We start from the raw sequence: 18,919 nt of genomic DNA on the forward strand, positions 1-18,919 counted from the left end.
CTTATGCGGAAGAGGTTGCTAACGGCGGCCTCTTTTTTTGGTGTATAATAGAATCTAATGTAATGATAGAGAGTTAATTCAGATGAAATGTCGGGAGGCACTATTTAACATGAACTATTTATTTTCCAATCGTATCGCAGCACTGCAACCATCCATTATTCGTGAGATTCTGAAGGCTTCTTCTGGGCAAAATGTGATTCCATTCTCTGCGGGAAACCCCGCTCCGGAAACCTTTCCTATTGAGGCGATTCGTACGTTTACCCAATCCATTCTGGAACAGGACCCGGTCACGGCTCTGCAATACGGAATCACCGAAGGATATATTCCCTTGAGAGAAGCATTGACTCAACATTTGAAGACTGGTTTTGATACGGGTAAGCCATCCGATCAATTGTTCATCGTATCTGGAGCACAGCAGGGGATTGAACTGGCCTGTAAAGTGTTCTGTAATGAGGGGGATACCATCATCTGTGAGAGTCCGAGCTTTATCGGTTCTCTGAACTCCTTCCGGGCATCCGGTGCGAAGCTTGCCGGTGTTCCGATGGAGATGGACGGTATGGATATTGAAAAGCTAGAACAGGCGCTGCAAACGGAGCCCAATGTGAAACTGATCTACGTGATTCCAAGTTTTCAGAATCCGACCGGTGTAACGACAAGCCTTGAGAAACGGAAGGCCATTTACGAGCTGGCTAAGAAGTATGGCGTGATGATTTTGGAAGATAATCCTTACGGAGAACTTCGATTCAATGGAGACGATGTGCCAACGATCAAATCAATGGATGATGAGGGTCTGGTGATCTATGTTGGATCATTCTCCAAAATTTTGTCGGCGGGACTGCGCGTTGGTTTTGTACAAGCGCCACATGAAGTTGTGGAGAAAATGGTTGTCGCGAAACAGGGAGAAGACGTACATACGGCTATGCTTCCACAGATTCTGGCATACAAGTTCATGACAGAGTATGACTACGCGGGGCATATTAACAGCATTCGTGAGGTATATCGGAGAAAAGCAACATTGATGATGGACAAGCTGCAAGAGCATATGGGGGAGTTCATTACCTATACCCAACCGGATGGTGGACTGTTCCTCTGGTGTGATCTGCCAGCACATGTGCCAATGCTTGATTATGCCAAGACTGCGGCAGCCCAAGGAGTTGCGGTTGTGCCGGGGAATGCATTCCTGGTGAACGAGCAAGATCCTTGTAATGCGATCAGACTTAATTTCTCCACGCCGTCGGACGAACAGATTGTGAAGGGTGTTGAAATCTTGGGGCAGGTCTTAAAAGGTTATAACGTTTAAAATTGCTTCAATGTGATATATCTACGAAAAGCCGCCAATTGGCGGCTTTTTTGGCTTTCTCGTTCTCAGTTATCAATCAACGCACTTAATTCTGCCTGAAATACCTTTTGATTCTTCTGATTAAATGTACTCAGCAGCACGGTAACAATCCCATTTCCTTTACGTCGGGGAAGTAGGTCAATGACCTCTGCAATGACATGCAGTTCATCATCCGGGAAGACGGGCTTCAAGAATTGAATGTTGTTCATTCCCGTTCCTGCCACAACATGCTCTCCATAGATTCCGACCTCAATCCATAACTTAAAGGAGATATTCATCGTTTGCATGCCAGAAGCAATTAAACTACCGAAGCGGCCCTGTGTGGCCTTTTTTTCATCCAAATGCATATACTGTGGATCATAGATTTTGGCAAACGCAATAATATCGCTCTTGGATAATGCCAAGGATTTTGTTTCGTAGCGCTGACCTGTTACATATTCGCTGAATTTCATGAGGGTACCTCGGTTTCTTTAATGTGTTTTTTTCGCAGTCACGCCCTGAAAAGAGACATGATCAGACTGACGTGTTAAAATGCTAGTGAACCATCTGGTGTGTATTTCAGTCATATTGAAATAAATAGATGAAACGGTCTTTGAGGAGTATATATCATGATAACGATTAAAGATGTCGCCAAGATGGCTGGTGTAGCCAGTTCAACCGTATCTTGCGTACTCAACGATAAAGGTAATGTAAGTGAGACAACAAGGCAGAGAGTGCTCGCAGCAGCAGGCCAACTGAATTACGTGAAGAACGGCCCTGCATCTGAAATGAAGCGTCAGAGTACACAAACGATTGGTGTGATTGTCCATGACATGTCCAGTCCGTATTTCTCGGATTTGGTGAATGGAATACAGTCGATCGCGATGAGCCATGGATATGATATGATCGTCTGTAGCTCACTGGGTGGAGAGAAGTCGACAGCCCATCGTTACATTCGTGAAAGAAGAATCGACGGAGCTATTGTCATCGCTCAAAATATTGAAGATCAGTTGCTCATTGAGGCATCTGAAGCAGGATTTCCGATTGTTGTCATGGATCGGGATCTGGATGCTCCACATATTGTAAAGGTTTTGATGAGTGATACGCAAGGTGGGTACCTGGCTACCCGTTATCTGATCGATAAAGGACATCGGACCATTGCCTATATTAGTGGCCCAGCCCATTCGGAATGTAATCTGCAGCGTTATCAAGGTTATCTCAATGCCATGGCAGAAGCAGGCATTGAAGAGAACCCGGCATGGAAAATCGGTGGACAATACTTGAAGCAAGATGGCTACCATGCAGCCAAGAAACTGCTCGAAGGAGAATTGCCATCCGCAGTATTTTTTGCAAATGATGAAATGGCCTTTGGTGGTTTGGAAGCCTTCAGAGAGCATGGGATTGCAGTACCTGAACAGTTATCCGTAATTGGTTTTGACAATATCCCGGCATCTCAGTATGTGCAACCACCTCTGACCACATTTCGGCAACCGAAGACGGATGCGGCTCAGCTTGCAGGTCATGTTCTCTTTCAACGGTTAAAAGGAGAGTCTGTAGAGAATTTATATACACTGGATATCCAATGCGTGGAACGTGATTCCGTTCGGCTCCTCAACCTGAGTTGAGGAGTTTTTTCGTTCAATAGAATTTTAAATATTCAAAAAGAAAGGAGTGTGGCAATTTATGCATAATAATAAAGACGAGAGATTCTTGCATAGGAAATAAATGGAGGGTGATTAGATGGGCGTACCCACGTTTCTGGAGACAGGCCATATGGAAGAAGGTTTTCCCATTCGGGTGATTCATACAGGTGATCAGTTTAATTTTGCTGCACACTGGCATGATGAGGTTGAATTGGTTGTTGTTAATGGAAAAAGCGCACGAATTGGCGTGAATGACCATGTTCGTGAGCTGGGACAAGGTGATGTGCTGCTGATCAAACCAGGTGATGTACACTGCTTTTTGCCGGGGACCGAGCACCTAACCATAATCTTGTTCCGGCTGGAATTGTTAACAGGAAGCTTCACGACTGAAGCCGAGATACAGGAGCTTGGCGAACTCTTCAATAAAACAACCGTTATTCCGTCGAATGCAGGAAGTCGCAACAATCTGGTTCAATATATAGATGTCATCATAGCCGAGAAGAAACATCAAAAGCCGGGATATCGATGGTTGATGGTTTCCCGGCTGTATGATCTTATTGTTCTCTTGTTACGTACAAAGGCACCAACTACCGATCAACTAACGCCTTCGGAATGGCCGTGTACTTCGTCCAAAAAATTTGAATTCCTTGAATCAGTCTGTGAATATCTGGAGGATCATTATGCTGAACCGATCAAGCTGGAACAGGTAGCGGAACATATTAAATTCAGCAAGTTCCATGTCTGCAAATTATTCAAAGAGATCAAAGGAGTGACTTTGATGGAATACTTGAATCATTTTCGAATTATCAAATCCGAGTGGGCGTTATTGTTCCGTCAGGATTCCATTTTGGATATAGCCATCGGCCATGGGTTCAACAATGTGAACTCCTATAATCGTCTTTTTAAAAAATATAATGACTGTACACCCTCTGAATTTCGCAAGAAACACCGTACGAATATCACAAAATATGAAGGGTAATGCACAATATTTGTAGAGAAAGACCCCTCCGAAATCAATATACTCTAATAAAATGTAAGCGTTTCCTTTTAGAAGGAGGGGGCCTATGAAGAAGTGGTTTAAGCCAACTATTGTATTCGTATGTGTAGCGATGTTGTTAGCTGGTTGTCAGCTCAGTCCGTCCAATCAAACCAAGCAGCAGGAAATAACGGTGTGGAGTTTTACGGATGAAGCTGGATATGCCATTGAGAAATTCGAACAGAAATATCCCGACATCAAAGTGAACTTTGTCAATATTCCCGGCAACTTCTATATCACCAAGCTTAAATCTGCGCTCCAGACGACCTCGAAGGCTCCGGATGTATTTATGATTGAAAATGCCAATATTCGAGAACTGATTGATGTTCCATATCTGGAGAATTTATCGGCTTCGCCTTATAACGCCAATGAGCTTATTCAGGAACAATATGCTTTTGTGCAGGCCAATGAAAAGGACAGTGAGGGAAATGTCAGAGCGATAGGTTATCAGGGAACACCTGGGGGCATCTATTATCGCCGGGATTTGGCGAAGAAATATCTGGGGACCGATGATCCTGAGAAGGTGGGTTCACAGATTGATACTTGGGAGAAGATCTTCGAGATTGGAGAGAAGGTACAGAAGCTTAGCGGGAATAAAGTACATGCATTGGCGAACTGGAATGCCATATCGAACTCATATGACGGTATACCGTGGGTGAAGGATGGCAAGCTCGTCATCGATCCAACCTATATGGAGGTGCTGGATCTTGTACGTGAAGCGCGTGAACGCCATGTACTTGCCGAGTATGAAGATGGAAGTGCTGGTTATGCTGCATCCATGCAAAAAGGGGAGGTCATGTTCTATCCCGGGGCAACCTGGGGCTTGCAATACACGTTCAAGGCGAACGCCCCGGATACCGAAGGCATGTGGGGCCTTGCCCCGGGACCGTCAGCCTTTAGTGCGGGTGGGACCTATATCTCGATGTACAGTAAAAGTGACAAAAAGGATCTGGCCTGGAAGTTTATTGAGTTCTACAATTTTGACCACGAGTTTCTGTCCGAGTTAGCGAAAGAGCAGGATTATTTTACGAGCAATATGGTTGTGAATGACAAACTTGCGCCTTCGCTCTCATCGCCCTATCTGGGGGGGCAAAAGCATTTCGAGTTTTTCTCGGAGGCTGCCAAGCGGGTTCCTGTGTATGAACGCACCAAATATGATGCCATTATTAACAGTGATATTTATAAAAATGTACTCCAGTTGTATCTCAATCAGGACATTCAGAACAAAGATGAAGTAGTGAAGCGAATCAAACGTGATGTCGCCTTGAGATTTCCGGAGCTGGAAGTGGATTAGCTTAGGACGTGTCTCAAAACTCCTTGGGAGTTTTCAGATACGCCCTATAAGTAAGCGAATGAATGTACACATCCAATGATAACTGGGGGGACAGAATATGTTTGCCAAAACGATTCGAAAGGACCATTACGGCTACTACTTCATTGCTCCGTTCTTTATTATTTTCACCATTTTTGGACTCTATCCCATATTGTATTCCCTCTATATCAGTTTCACCAACTTTGATGGAATCACGACACCTGACTTTGTAGGGATTGGTAACTACGTGGCCGTACTACAAGATCCGTTGTTCTACAAAACCTTGTTCAATACGTTATTCATCTGGGGAGTTTCCGTGGTTCCGCAGCTCACAATCTCACTTGTGCTGGCTTTTATTCTGAACGATAAGCTGCTCAAAGGGCGGGACTTTTTCAGAGCCGTATATTTTTTCCCCAATATCGTTACGGCTGCATCACTCGGGTTGCTTGTCAGTCTGATCTTTGACTGGCAGTCCGGGGGACTGAATCATTTTTTGATGCAGATCGGGATTATTCAAGATCCAATTAATTGGAAAAATGACCCTTGGTTTATGCGGCTAATTGTGTCATCTATCTTGTTTTTTCAATATTTCGGTTATTCCATGGTCATCTACCTTGCAGGTCTTCAGGGTATTGATCCGTCGTTGCTGGAAGCTGCCCAGATGGATGGCGCGAAAAAGAAGCATATTTTCATCCATATTATCGTACCGATGCTCCGTCCAATTATTCTGTTTCAGATGATTACATCCATTATTGGTGGCATTCAGATTTTCGATCAGCCGTTTACACTGACCAATGGAACTGGTGGTCCTGACCGAGCAGCCATGACCAGTATTATGTATCTCTATAATGTAGCATTTCAGAGCACGCGTTTTGGTTACGGTGCCGCTATAGCATTTTGTCTGTTCATCATTATCATATTGTTGTCCGTTGCATCCTTCATCATGACCAAGCGGAAGAGCCGTTCATAGGGAGGGAAGTTCTCATGCAAACTGCAAAATCAATTGAACAACCAAATGCGGCGATTCAGCAGTATGCCAAGACCAGACGACTGACGGCAGGCAAGATCATCATTTATTTGCTGCTGAGTGGTCTTGCCGTGCTCTGTATCATTCCATTCTATCTGATGCTCATCTATTCCACACATAACAATGCCACAATTGCTTCAACTTTCACATTTCTCCCCGGATCATTTTTGGTCGATAACTATATGAATATGGTATCCAAAATCAACATTTGGCGTGGGTTTGCCAACAGTATATTCATTGCCGGAACATCGACCGTGTTATCTCTGTATATAGGTGCTCTGACTGCATATGGCTTTGCCAAATTTAAATTCAAAGGACGGAACTGGTTGTTCCTGTTTCTGTTAGCGACCATGATGGTGCCGGGGCAACTGGCCCTCATTGGCGTGTATCGACTATTCAGCATGTTGGGACTTCTGGACAGCTATGCTGCAATTATTTTGCCTGCTGCGGCTAACGCATTTAACGTATTTTTCATCAAACAGTTTATGGAGAGCAGCATCCCGGATGAGATTATTGAATCTGCACGGGTGGACAGTGCAGGTGAATTCCGGACGTTCAATCAGATTGTACTGCCCATTCTAGGACCGGCGATCTCGGCCCTTGGTATATTCACGTTTATCGGTTCATGGAATAATTTTCTAACACCACTCGTTCTGTTTTTCTCTCTGGACAAATATCCGCTACCGGTACTGGTTGCGCTAGTTCAAGGGTACTATGGGATGGATTATGGACTCTTGTATTTGGGTGTAGCGATCTCAATCTTGCCTATTATTGTTGTATTCTCTGTATTTTCCAAACAGATTATTGGAAGTGTTGCCTTGGGTGCGGTGAAAGGATAGTGATTCATCGAGATTTAATAGCGTTCGGTATCATAAGGGTCGTCCATACGGACGGCTCTTTGCTGTTCTTTATTTTGCGTATATATCCCATCTTATAAGTAAAGGATACCTTTAACTGAGAATATCTGGACGGACGGAGCATGCACAGAAAGGGGAGACGGTATGGACACATCACCGATAACACAACAGAACCTGCCGTTAACCGGATACCTAGCCGTTGATCAAGAAATGTTAAGCTCCGTTTTTGCAGGTTGCTCGGATGTTGTGTTCCATACATTCCAAACTGCGTGTCATACATCAGCGCTATGCATATATTGTGTTGGTTTATGTGATACAGAGCGGCTGGAACGACAGGTATTCACGCCCCTTCAGGAGACGGGGATCGAAGCTGCGCAAGTCCCTTTCGCATCTGTTAAACATATTGAAACAGCCACTCAGGCGGTGCAGGCCATATTAGAGGGAGAAGCTCTGTTATTGCTGGACGGTTCAAAAGTTGGAACAGCATACCCTTTATATCAAGCTGCAAATCGTTCAACGGAGGAACCGTTAGCTGAATCGACTGTACGCGGTGCACGGGATGGATTTACAGAATCGTTGACCATGAATATGTCACTACTGCGCAAACGTATCAAAACACCTGCATTAAAAATTCATACACGTAACATGGGAGATCGCACAAACACCAGTGTTTCACTTATCTATATGGAAGGCATTATTGACCCCAAACTGGTGAAGGAAGTAGAGGTACGACTTGACGATTTGAAGCTTCGAGACGTACTGGAGAGCCAGTATATTGAAGAAGGTATTGTCGATCAGCGATATTCACCATTTCCACAGATGATTGCGACGGAGCGTCCGGATGTCGTTGCATCCAACTTGCTGGAAGGTCGGTTTGCTATTCTCGTTGACGGAACGCCGTTCACCCTGATCGCGCCAGTCACCATTTTTTCCATGTTACAATCCCCGGAAGATTATTATCAAAATGTATTCATGAGTGTTTTTGTACGCTGGCTGCGATACATTTTTTATGTGTTATCCATGCTGCTTCCATCGGCATATGTAGCAATTACCACGTTTCATCAGGAGATGATTCCCACCGTATTGCTTCTCAGTATTGCCCGGGCGAGAGAAGAGATCCCTTTCCCGGCACTGGTGGAAGCACTCATTATGGAAATTGCCTTTGAAGCACTACGTGAGGCTGGCGTCCGATTACCGAAGCAGGTCGGATCAGCCGTCAGTATCGTGGGAGCCTTAATTATTGGGCAGGCGGCGACTAGTGCAGGAATTGTGTCAGCCCCCATGATTATCATTGTGGCGATTACCGGGATCGCTTCTTTCATGATCCCCCGTTATGCTGCCAGTATCGCGACCCGACTGTTGCGTTTTCCCATGATGTTTCTGGCGGGAACACTGGGACTCACGGGTGTCATGCTGGGCGTCATCTTGGTTGTCATACATCTGAGCAGTCTTCGTTCATTCGGAACACCTTATCTGTCACCGGTAGCGCCTACGATGGCTAAGGAACTCAAGGATGTATGGTGGCGTCCATCTCCAAGGAACAAACCGCACTAGACCCATCTATACTCAAGCAACCAATGCAACCAAGGGAGCGGGATCACACATGTTGACGGACAAAGGAAAAATATCAGAAACTCAATTGGCATTCATGGTCTTTCCCGCCATTCTCGCGACGGCCATCTTATCTGTGCCTGGAATTACAATGCACTATGCAGGACACGACATGTGGATGACTCCAATTCTGGGTTCTCTCGTTGGACTGGCTGCCATTGGTATCTCCATTGGTCTTGATCGTATGTACCCTGGAAAAACGCTCATTCAATCCAGTGTATCAATCGTTGGTCGGATTCCGGGTAAGTTATTCGGTCTGATATATATCGCTTTCTTACCGCATCTGACAGGCTTGATTATTCGGGAGTACGGTGAATTCATTGTCAATAATGCACTTCCAAGTACACCTTTGTTTGTTGTGATGGGTACGATGGTTGTTGTATGTGCGATTAATGTCAGACTCGGGATTGAAGTTGTTGGACGAACCTCTCAGGTGTTTGTTACCCTGCTGATTGTGCTACTGGCGTTGATCTTTATATTGTTGATTGGTGAACTGAATCCTGCCGAGCTGTTTCCCTTCATGGAGAAAGGACCAATTCCCATTATTACAGGGGCCGCTGCACCTGCTGCATGGTTTAGTGAATATATCGTGTTGGCTTTTCTGCTACCTTATGTGAATCAAAAAAAACGAACAACCCGGGTCATGCTGGGTTCCCTCGTATTGACGACAACTGCAATGACGGTTACCAATCTGTTTTGCCTGTTTTTAATTGGTGATTTGACGGATACATTCGTATTTCCCGTCATGATCGCAGCAAGATACATAACCATTGCGGACTTTCTGCAACATATCGAGTCCCTTATTATTGCAGTTTGGATTTTCGGTATTTTCGTTAAAATTTCCGTTTTTCTATATATCTTTGCTACATCCACAGCGGAATGGTTTGGGTTGAAGGACTACAAACCCGTTGTTGTTCCGCTTTCGTTCCTGTGTATGGTATTTGCTTACTGGGTTGTGTCCGGCGGATCTGGCATTTCCAGTCTGGTTAGCGCTTCAGCCAACTTGTATACGATCAGCATTTTATTAATCCTTCCGGCTATGATCTACGGTGTTGCATGGCTGAAGAAAGGGTGGGCCCATTTTCGAAAGAATCGAGCGAACACCTGATTGATGGGGGAGGAGCACTTGCGAATATATAGAGTACTACTAATGCCAATATTGTGTTGTGTACTTTTGAGTGGATGCTGGGATCGCATTGAAATTAACGATTTGGCCATCGTGCTGGCTACGGGGATCGATTACGAAGAGGGCAAAGTACAATTGACTTCACAGATATTTGTTCCGCGCAAAGCTGGTGGAGGAGATAGCAGTGGGAGCGGCGGCAGTCCGAGCGGTGTCACAATGATTCGAACAGCAGAGGGGCGTACGATTGCCGAGGCGTTGAATCGGTTGCAACGGAAAGTTCCCCGGAATATGTTCTGGGGGCACTGCGAAGTCATTATCATTAGTGAACAAGCCGGCAAGCGCGGTATTCGCGAGTACATTGATTTCTTCCTGCGTTACCCTCAATTCAGGGAGCATGCGTATGTCTTTTCCAGCGAAAAGGCGGCGAAAGATATCCTGGCGTTACTTGATCCCCTGGAGCGGAGTTCTGCTGAATCGTTGCGTGAGATGGCCAATCTGAAGCTAGGTACACGTGTCACTGCCCTTGAACTGGCTAAATCCATTGAAGGACCAAGCAGTTCCGCCATTTTGTCTCGCATGTTAGTCTTACCCCCAGAACCCGATCAGGATAAACTGACGACTACACCGTATGTGAAAGGTCTGAGCTTGTATAATAAGGATCGCTATGTCAAAACGGTTAAGGAACCAATGAGCGTAGGTGTATTGCTACTCGCAAAAGAGCTGAACAACATTATCATGCCTGTTGAGTTTGAGCCGTTAGAGGGTTCGTTCTCGATTCGACTCATTGAAATTAAAACGGCCTTGAAGCCACGAATTGTAAACCAGCATTGGAGCATGAAGGTGGATATCCAAACCAGCGGAGAAGTGGTGTTAAATACGACGGATGCCAATCTAACGGATCCCGCTGTGTTAACTAAACTGGAACAGGAATGGTCTGCCAAACTCACATCTCTGGCTCATGATGCTTTAGACCTGTCCCAGAAGGAGCTGCGCTCCGATTTCTTCAAATTTGCAGTTGAATTTCGCAGATATTATCCGAAGCAATGGAAGAAGCAGGAGAAGAACTGGGAAACCCTCTATCCTGAATTGGACGTGGAAGTTAAAGTGGATGCACACGTAGTGCGTACTGGTAAATCAACCGGACCACAGGGGATACCGAATGAGGACGAAACTTGAACAGAATTTGCTCCTGTTAAAAGCTTGAGAAAGAGAGGTGATTGCATGAAACTGGGCTCAATCCTTGGAATTCTGATGCTGGCGACTGCGATAGTATATGGAGAGTGGAGGAGTAGCAAAGAGAAGCGAGCCAGAATAGTGACAGCAGGAATTACTGCTGTGGCGGCTGTCCTTGGAATCATTCTTCTCTTCCAGCCTCGTTTGCCCGGTCCGACCCAGATTGTGAAGCTTGTATTTGGAAGTGTAGATAAACTTATGAAATAAAATGATAGCAAAGAAGGACCAAGTCTCTGACAAGCAGAGATTTGGTCCTTCTTTTACTTTTAAGCGAACTGTCATTAATGCATCCACTCAAAGATTTTTATTCTTTGATCACAGAAGCATTTACGGCATCTTCCATCTTCGTGTTGTAGGAACGGAACAGACCCAGGCGCCAGAAGGCGGCTCCTTTGAGGTCATAACGTTTGGCAAGACCCAGCTTATCATCCACAGAGGACGGTGTTTCACTGCTTAAACTGATACCGAGTAGCAGCTTGTTTTTTGGGACACCAGCTTGAAGAGCTAGCTGTATCGCTTGGTCCACAAGACTATTCGGTTCGGGTACCTGGGATTTGGTGCCAACCGGATTATACTGATAGGCCATAATGATCAGATCATCTGCAATGGAGGAAAGTGTCTTGTAATCATATCCTTTATAAGCACTGTTTAGCGGCGGTACCGCCAGAGATAAGGCCGTGTCCTGGGGCAAGGAACTCTTCAATTGTTTCACATAAGCATTGAGCAACTTCTGTTGTGCTACCGCATCCAGTTTAAAACCCAGTCCTTCAAAATCCAGAACAACTCCGCCAAAACCATGCTCAGCTACCGCAGCAGTTATACTTTCAATCGATTTCTGCCGCAGGCTGCTGTCACTCAGAACTTTGGTCAGTTCACCATTTCCATCCAAAGCATACACCATGAGCTGTGGTTGGATCTGCTGATCCGATGCGTCAGCAACGATGGACTGCGGCGTAATATCACCCGCAGCAGCAGGGAGGCGGTACTCATCCCCTTGAAGGGTGAATTGTCCATTGCGATCAATGCGGCTCCAGCCAAATGCTACAGAATTCATAGAAGCAATAAGATCCTTTTCTTGAAAGGATTGCAATGCATAGAAGGCTCTCAGATGCATTTCGCGCTGTGGTGAGACAAGGGAAACGGTTTTGGTGGCTTGATTCCAACTAACACCTACACCAAATTGGTTACTGAATGAACTGAGTGGAATGAGTACACGTCCTTGCCGCTGAACAGGTGCTGCAGGGAGTATAACTTTTTTTCCATTTACGGTGGCTGTGGTGCTTCCAACTTGTAATAGCACCTCAGTAGTTTGTCCGATCACATTATTGGTTGCTTTTACAGTCTGTGATTTGCTGTTCCAAGTAATATCGATACCAAGAGCTTCTCCAACAGTCCGAAAAGGGACGTAAGTGACACCTTTATCAATCCGGGGTGCCGCATCAAACTTCAGGGGAACATCATCCAGTAGAACTGAAATGGCCGGAGCAGCGTATACTCCAGCAATATTTGGGGTGCTTCCAAGGACTGATAGGCCCAATACGGTAACAGCAGCGATTTTTCCTACACGTTTAATGAACATCGTATATTTCCTCCAACTTCCTACATAAGTAGTAGAATCATGTTTTGAACAGAATCTATTAATCTAGCATATGTAGCATAACAAAATTTTCATATCGTTCCAATATAAGAGTTCGATGTTTAAGTCATACGGGTGGCAGGAATCGTAATATACTCCAATAAACATTACGGAAGGAGTGTGCTTTTTGCCAAACTCTACGGGCTTTATTTACAATCCAACATCGGGTGAGACCCAATCCACTCAGCTCATAGTGACTTGCATTAATGATTCCCTCAATGCACCTGTCAATATTGAGCTGGAAGTTTTCAGGTGGGATACCTCTCAAGCTGCGCGTATACCCATTGGTCATGATCTGTTTGAATTACTTCCCCAAGCGACGAGAAGCTTAATCTATCCACTGATCAATGCGGCTTTTTACGAGGTACAAAGTGATTATTTCAGTGCTACAAGTACGGTCATCCATGTATACGGTGTTAACTCTACAGGCCAGATCATTCAGCGTGTGCTCCAATCCGAGATGACATTAATTGACCGATTCACAAATATCCCTTAAACGAAAAGAGGTGAGCAGATGGCCGTTGTGAATATAACTGGAGCGTTAGCAGGCAGTCAATTTGAACCTTCGATTGCAGTTAATACGCTGAACCCCAATATTATATGCGTGGTCGCCGTAGATACCAGTACCGGTCCCACATTGACTGGATTCTATCGTTCCATTGATGGAGGCAGTACCTGGTCGACCACTGTACTTCCTCAACCAGCTGGATATGCAGGAGCGGAAGCGCCAACAATAGACTACACGTTTCCCAATACTTTTATCGTTACCGTTCATTTGTTTAACGGGATCAATGATGGGACGATTGCAAGTTATACCTCATTTGATGATGGACTAACGTGGCAGCCGCCCGTTATCGTACAGGCGGGTTTCGGTACCATTGTTCATAATGATGAGCCGTACATAGCCGTTGATCGATCCCCAGGAAGCCCGTATAGAGGCAATGCATATGTCGGATACACACCGCTTGCTACCACTTCTTCCGCTATTTTTACGCAAAGGTCGCTCTCGCAGGGGATATCCTGGGAGCCGCCTGATCGACAATCGAATCCTCGAGGTATACATGATCGGGCTGCGCTGGCTGTTGGGTTTTCAGGTCAAGTCTATGCGGGATATATCATTACGGGTCCTGCCAGTCCTTCTGCGCTATTGCGTATTTCTTATGATGGGGGGATTACCTATCAACCCCCTCTTGAACGACAGGCTACGTTCATCTCATCCGTTGTACCTGCACCTTCGCCCTTGCCTGTACCGAATTACGCTTTTCGAGTACAGACCAACTTAAGTTTGGGCGCAGACATATCAAGTGGACCCAACAGCGGGGCTCTATATGGCGTTTGGAATGATGCACGTGCCGGATATACCGATATTTTCTTCTGCGAATCTCCCGATGGCCTTCTTTGGTCAGATCCAGTCAGTATTACAGGCGCCCCCCCGGGTACGCAAAATTTTTTCCCGTCGATTACCGTATCCCCCTTTGCAGGGACCATCAGGGTTATTTATTACACCAATCGAATTGACGGGTTCCTCCTGGACGTCTTTGTTGCGGAATCTTTTGATGGGGGGGCCAGCTTCACTAACCGACGAATTACAACTACTTCCTTTAATCCAAATGGCAATTCCCCGATGCCCACAGTACTGATTGGAGACTACATTACTGCGGCAACAGTTAGTCCGGATAATCTGGCAGCGGTGTGGATGGCTACAACGCCGCCTTCGGGTAAGCTAGATGTTTATTTTGGAAACTAATTCAAATTAAATAGAACACCCCCATATCTTAATCTATATGAACAAACAGATTAAGAGTATGGGGGTGGAGGTATTCGTTTTAATCCGAAACGACAAATCCGTCGAAACTCTCGGGACCTACCCGAACTGTTCCGAGCAGGTTGGTACTGATAAATGCGGTGTAAGTTAATTGTGGTACGATCGGAATGTTAAAGTCACTGGCAGAGAAGACAATCACTTCGGGGTTAAGCAGACCGCTCAAACCATACGTGTAGTTCCCAGAGTAAACGATCGGATCGGTTGCGACTGTGCCTCTTACAATAATGATCCTCACTTGAAATAGAGCAAGCGGTAATTGTACCGTTATGGTTCCTTTTAGGGAGACTCTCAGATTGGTTCCCGCTCCAGCCGTTTGCAGACCAATCTGGGCAAATAACTGAGGCGTGTTGATCACTGGAATCGGTATGGAGATGGAATTGAACAAAGCAGCATTTTGCGATGATCTTGCATCAAGGAATTGGGACAACGCATATACCTCCTATCTGTTCAGATAGAATAATATATTCATTATTCAGAGATTTGCATGGACGTTGGTGCAACGCTGGAAATATTAAAGACAAACTGACTGCCCAAGTGACTTGTTTCTTTAAGCCAGACAACGCCACCCATTAATTCAGCGAGTTGTTTACAGATGGACAAGCCCAGTCCTGCTCCTCCATACTTTCCTGAGTTACCATGAATCTGCGAATAGGATTTGAACAACAGATCCTGGCGATCCTGCGGGATGCCGATGCCCGTATCCCTTATCTCATAGGATACATGGAGTGTACCTTCTGGATCAGCAGATACCTGAGTGGAGATACATACTTCACCTTTCTCCGTAAATTTAAGCGCATTCCCAACGAGATTAATTAGAATCTGACGGACTTTATGCTGATCGCCGATAAGCATCAGATGATCATCTATACTGTATGCTGCGTATAATCGGAGTCCTTTTTTCTGTGCTTCAGAGGAAAACAACTGTAGTACATGGTCAACGGTTTCAGTGATGCTATAGGGATGAATCTCCAAAGAGATCGCACCTGCTTCCGCCTTGGAGTAGTCCAGAATCTGATCCATCATAGCTAGAAGGCTGGCGCCACTTGACTCGATGACATTAACATATAACGATTGATCCTCATTTAGTCTAGTAGATTGCAACAGGTTTGCCATTGCAAGAACACCATTCATTGGTGTGCGGATTTCGTGACTAAGGACCGCAAGAAGATTTTTCTTCTCTTCAAGCACTCTTGCAGCGGTCTCTTCCGCATCTTTTAACTGTTGCAGAGTCGTTTCCATCTCAAGAAGACCGGTGAAAAATGAAGACAGGGAGACAAGCAGGTCCACGTCCTTCTGTTGATAGGAGTAGAAATCCTGATCAAATGAGCAGAGGGAGCCGTAAATTTCTCCGTTCTCATTATGTATCGGTACACCGACAAATGAACAGCCGCCTACGAATTCCGTAGCGTCCATATGTTTGGTTAATGGATGAGTCAGATTATTATTTATCACCAACGGGCCTTGGGTATATTCTGTCACAAGTGCACAGTATGACTCGGCGTTGTCAACGACTAGCCCCTCACCCAGAATTAGTTTGTCGCGATTATATACGTTCAGAACTTTAGTAGATAGGTGATCCAACTGAGCGATACAAAACGTATTTGCAGGAATTAACCTGCTCGCTGTATCCATAACATTAGCAGCCGAATCATATAATTTATGTGAGACAATGGATAGTACATCAATGAATTCTGTTTTCAACATTTTGAATTAACTCCTCCTGATTGTAGAAATTCGTTGTGCACTTGTATTCAGTATATATGAATTTGAAGAATAGGGCATGCATGGTTTTGACACAGGAAGACGGAAATGAGAAAATATAATGCTGTGGAACATGTATATATTAATAAAATGTTGGAGGCAAATCAATGAATCAGCGTTTTCGAATTACCCGATCCATGCAAGAAAGCAATACAGAACAATCCATCTCCCTAGAAGAGTGCAAACGCTACTTCGCATCCAAACCCGATTTTACCTATTCGACGGTTCTTAACATTGTCGGAGCGGAGAGCACCATGTCCATCGATGGGGACTTTTTTATGTGGGACCTTGAAGGATCACAAATAGCTTTTCGTTTGTACATGGGAGATCTGTATGTAGCTATTTCTAACGAAGCGATTGTACCCAAAATGATTGAAATTGCAACGGATCTGCACGCAGATATCGTTGAAGGATAAAAGAAGTAGCGAACTAGCGTTTGAACAAATAAAATCTTGTTAGTCGTAGTATACTTTGGATAATCCTGTAAAAATGAGTCTGAAGGTTCATTTATCATTTATATTCCGTATGTTAGCTTGTAATATATGGAATATAAATTATTTACAGGAGAGTGAAACTTTTTGAAAAAGAGTAAAATGATATTCATCACATTCATGACCATGATTCTTGCTTTTTCCATAACAGGAATGGGTCAAAGTTCAAAGGCTTCTGCAGCTACAGCACGTACACCCATTGTATTGGTACATGGATTAACCGGTTCAGATAGCAATTTTACAGCGATTGAGAGTTATTTGCGTAGCCAAGGGTGGACGAGAGAGGAACTATTCGCAATTGATCTCCCGAGCAAACAAGGAAACCAGTTGTTGAATTCCGCAGCAATCAGTCGATTCGTAGATGATGTACTACGCGAAACCGGCCACACGAAAGTCAATATTGTAGCGCATAGCATGGGCGGAGCCAATAGTCTCTATTACATACTTAACCGTGGAGGCGCTTCCAAAGTGGATAAGTTGATCACCCTGGGTGGGGCTAATCGATTGACTACAACTACAGCTCCGAGTGGAATAAAGGTGACTTCGATCTATTCCACCAGTGATACGATTGTGTCCCCGACACTTTCCCGGTTGAGCGGAGCCAACAACATTTCCGTATCCCTCGTATCACATATCGGTCTGCTGTTTAACTCACGAGTGAACGCCCTGATCAAAACGGCTTTGAATGAGTAGCCGCATTACGAAATGCATATTCTTCATAGATATAAAATGATGAACTTGAACACGACTGACCACTCATGGCAGTCGTGTTTTCGTATTGCGGAGTGAAACAAAGAAGAGGTCCCTGCTGGAGAGCAAGGACCTCTTCTATTTATTTTAACGTGTCGTAGATGCGCTTGCTGCTTCATGTTCAACTACACGTTGCAGTAATTCCTTCAATGCCTTCATGGGACGGCCTTGGCGTTGGCCTTCAATTATCGAGTTTCGCAAAGATTCCACATCCTGAGTGCGTACCTTGCCACCATGATGGAAACGATTGAAAGCTTGATAATCGAGAGGTAACATATCTCGTTCCATTTTAAGTTGTATTTTTGCTGTCATACGTGCGCCCATCACAACACCCATCATTTTGCCGACGAGGCCATGATTAGGCAAGCTTGCTATTTCACCTTGGGCACGGCAAGCTAGCTGCCAAAGTTCCGTATTGGCAATAACAGTTGAGAAGGGAGGCCAGCCCAAAATATCACAAGCGGCATATACAGGAAAGCCGATACTGGAGTATATATTGAACATGGCCGGGCTTACTTGACCACAGCGCGAGACTTTAGATTGATTGTACAATGCTATAAATTGTTTTGCTGCTGCTTTGTTATTGGTTTCCACTTGGAAACCGACGTTGTTCGTCGGGTGTTTGTAACAGACGATGGCTTGAGCGATCTGTTTGGGATCGGTGGGCTCATGGACAGGTAAATCAGCCGAGGATTGATGACTCAGCGTACCCAGTATTCCTCTGAGCAACTGTTCTTCCCGAATCTGCATCACCTCAAGGTAATGTTCACGGATTCCACTCCCAAACCCGCACATAATGACAATGGTTGTGGAGTTCCGCACAATATTACCTATACTGGACAGCAGTTCGATGCCTTCTGGTGTGCGACTGGCATGACCATCCAAGGTGACAATAATATATTGATATTGCTGACGCTTGATAGCTGTTACATCTTCAATGACATGATAGCCGCTAAATTCTTTGAGAGAAGCATCGTTATAACAATAGAGTTTCTGCGGAGCATTGAAAGCTTCTGTTCGTCCTTTTCGCACTAGAAAAGTCAGATCAGCACCAGCTAAGTGAAGGTGGTAACCCACTGAAAATCCAACGGCTCCTGCGCCTACAATTAAAACTTTGGGTTGGTTTGAGATGGTTGTCATATTGATTGCTCCTCTTATATGGTTGAAATAAATTATGCGTTTGGATACTTGTTATTAAATGAACATCTGTTGATTTGATATCGCAATGTCAGTATAATCTACTCAACTCTGCAATCACAATCATCAATAGATGTGGTAGTGTTATGAATTCAA

Annotated in this window: 19 protein-coding genes; 14 read left to right on the plus strand and 5 right to left on the minus strand. The window is 44.8% G+C overall.

The annotated features are described in order from the left end of the window. Positions 1 to 109: 109 nt before the first annotated feature. Positions 110 to 1,300 carry a PLP-dependent aminotransferase family protein gene (locus OM416_RS00140; protein WP_264925962.1) on the plus strand — a complete coding sequence of 397 codons (1,191 nt, stop codon included), beginning with the start codon at positions 110 to 112 and terminating at the stop codon, positions 1,298 to 1,300. A 65-nt stretch (positions 1,301 to 1,365) separates the two neighbouring features. On the opposite strand, the gene OM416_RS00145 is transcribed toward OM416_RS00140, so the two are convergent. Then, positions 1,366 to 1,791, minus strand: a complete 426-nt coding sequence (locus OM416_RS00145) for a MaoC family dehydratase (protein WP_264925964.1) — start codon at positions 1,789 to 1,791, stop codon at positions 1,366 to 1,368. A gap of 156 nt (positions 1,792 to 1,947) precedes the next feature. On the opposite strand from OM416_RS00145, the gene OM416_RS00150 reads away from it, so the two are divergent. The 9 genes from OM416_RS00150 to OM416_RS00190 all read left to right on the plus strand — a co-directional run bounded on the left by OM416_RS00150 (position 1,948) and on the right by OM416_RS00190 (position 11,370). Beyond that, positions 1,948 to 2,943 carry a LacI family DNA-binding transcriptional regulator gene (locus tag OM416_RS00150; protein WP_264925965.1) on the plus strand — a complete coding sequence of 332 codons (996 nt, stop codon included), beginning with the start codon at positions 1,948 to 1,950 and terminating at the stop codon, positions 2,941 to 2,943. Between the two features lie 115 nt (positions 2,944 to 3,058). After that, a complete protein-coding gene (locus OM416_RS00155; RefSeq protein WP_264925966.1) occupies positions 3,059 to 3,940 on the plus strand; it encodes a helix-turn-helix domain-containing protein in 882 nt (293 codons plus the stop codon). Between the two features lie 85 nt (positions 3,941 to 4,025). Then, positions 4,026 to 5,291, plus strand: a complete 1,266-nt coding sequence (locus OM416_RS00160) for an ABC transporter substrate-binding protein (RefSeq protein WP_264925968.1) — start codon at positions 4,026 to 4,028, stop codon at positions 5,289 to 5,291. A 97-nt stretch (positions 5,292 to 5,388) separates the two neighbouring features. Further along, positions 5,389 to 6,279 (plus strand): carbohydrate ABC transporter permease, encoded by an 891-nt coding sequence (locus tag OM416_RS00165; RefSeq protein WP_264925970.1) that lies wholly within the window; start codon positions 5,389 to 5,391, stop codon positions 6,277 to 6,279. Between the two features lie 14 nt (positions 6,280 to 6,293). Beyond that, positions 6,294 to 7,175: a carbohydrate ABC transporter permease gene (locus tag OM416_RS00170; RefSeq protein WP_264925972.1), complete on the plus strand. Its 882-nt coding sequence runs from the start codon at positions 6,294 to 6,296 to the stop codon at positions 7,173 to 7,175. 162 nt (positions 7,176 to 7,337) lie between these two features. After that, a complete protein-coding gene (locus OM416_RS00175; RefSeq protein ID WP_264925974.1) occupies positions 7,338 to 8,747 on the plus strand; it encodes a spore germination protein in 1,410 nt (469 codons plus the stop codon). 49 nt (positions 8,748 to 8,796) lie between these two features. Continuing rightward, positions 8,797 to 9,912 carry a GerAB/ArcD/ProY family transporter gene (locus OM416_RS00180; RefSeq protein ID WP_264925977.1) on the plus strand — a complete coding sequence of 372 codons (1,116 nt, stop codon included), beginning with the start codon at positions 8,797 to 8,799 and terminating at the stop codon, positions 9,910 to 9,912. A gap of 18 nt (positions 9,913 to 9,930) precedes the next feature. Next, positions 9,931 to 11,106, plus strand: coding sequence for a Ger(x)C family spore germination protein (locus OM416_RS00185; protein ID WP_264925979.1), 1,176 nt, complete (start codon positions 9,931 to 9,933; stop codon positions 11,104 to 11,106). Positions 11,107 to 11,151: 45 nt separating this feature from the next. Continuing rightward, positions 11,152 to 11,370, plus strand: a complete 219-nt coding sequence (locus tag OM416_RS00190) for a hypothetical protein (RefSeq protein ID WP_264925981.1) — start codon at positions 11,152 to 11,154, stop codon at positions 11,368 to 11,370. A gap of 97 nt (positions 11,371 to 11,467) precedes the next feature. Here OM416_RS00190 and OM416_RS00195 read toward each other — a convergent pair whose 3' ends face one another. After that, positions 11,468 to 12,742, minus strand: coding sequence for a stalk domain-containing protein (locus OM416_RS00195; RefSeq protein WP_264925983.1), 1,275 nt, complete (start codon positions 12,740 to 12,742; stop codon positions 11,468 to 11,470). Positions 12,743 to 12,926: 184 nt separating this feature from the next. Between OM416_RS00195 and OM416_RS00200 the strand changes: the two genes are divergently transcribed. Together OM416_RS00200 and OM416_RS00205 are read left to right on the plus strand one after the other, a co-directional pair. Beyond that, the gene (locus OM416_RS00200) at positions 12,927 to 13,295 is read left to right on the plus strand and encodes a hypothetical protein (protein ID WP_264925986.1); all 369 of its coding nucleotides are present in this window, start codon (positions 12,927 to 12,929) and stop codon (positions 13,293 to 13,295) included. 18 nt (positions 13,296 to 13,313) lie between these two features. Continuing rightward, positions 13,314 to 14,546, plus strand: coding sequence for a sialidase family protein (locus OM416_RS00205; protein WP_264925989.1), 1,233 nt, complete (start codon positions 13,314 to 13,316; stop codon positions 14,544 to 14,546). Between the two features lie 79 nt (positions 14,547 to 14,625). Here the strand turns inward: OM416_RS00205 and OM416_RS00210 are convergent, their stop codons facing one another. Continuing rightward, positions 14,626 to 15,051 carry a hypothetical protein gene (locus OM416_RS00210; protein WP_264925991.1) on the minus strand — a complete coding sequence of 142 codons (426 nt, stop codon included), beginning with the start codon at positions 15,049 to 15,051 and terminating at the stop codon, positions 14,626 to 14,628. A gap of 41 nt (positions 15,052 to 15,092) precedes the next feature. Then, positions 15,093 to 16,328, minus strand: coding sequence for an ATP-binding protein (locus tag OM416_RS00215; protein ID WP_264925993.1), 1,236 nt, complete (start codon positions 16,326 to 16,328; stop codon positions 15,093 to 15,095). 164 nt (positions 16,329 to 16,492) lie between these two features. On the opposite strand from OM416_RS00215, the gene OM416_RS00220 reads away from it, so the two are divergent. Both OM416_RS00220 and OM416_RS00225 read left to right on the plus strand, forming a co-directional pair. Further along, entirely contained in the window at positions 16,493 to 16,801 is a 309-nt protein-coding gene (locus tag OM416_RS00220; RefSeq protein WP_264925995.1) for a hypothetical protein, read from the plus strand. Between the two features lie 162 nt (positions 16,802 to 16,963). After that, the gene (locus tag OM416_RS00225; RefSeq protein WP_264925997.1) at positions 16,964 to 17,569 is read left to right on the plus strand and encodes an alpha/beta fold hydrolase; all 606 of its coding nucleotides are present in this window, start codon (positions 16,964 to 16,966) and stop codon (positions 17,567 to 17,569) included. A 144-nt stretch (positions 17,570 to 17,713) separates the two neighbouring features. Here the strand turns inward: OM416_RS00225 and OM416_RS00230 are convergent, their stop codons facing one another. Next, positions 17,714 to 18,766, minus strand: coding sequence for a ketopantoate reductase family protein (locus tag OM416_RS00230; protein ID WP_264925999.1), 1,053 nt, complete (start codon positions 18,764 to 18,766; stop codon positions 17,714 to 17,716). Positions 18,767 to 18,919 lie beyond the last annotated feature (153 nt).

This window comes from Paenibacillus sp. LS1, from assembly GCF_026013365.1.
Taxonomy (GTDB): Bacteria; Bacillota; Bacilli; order Paenibacillales; family Paenibacillaceae; genus Paenibacillus.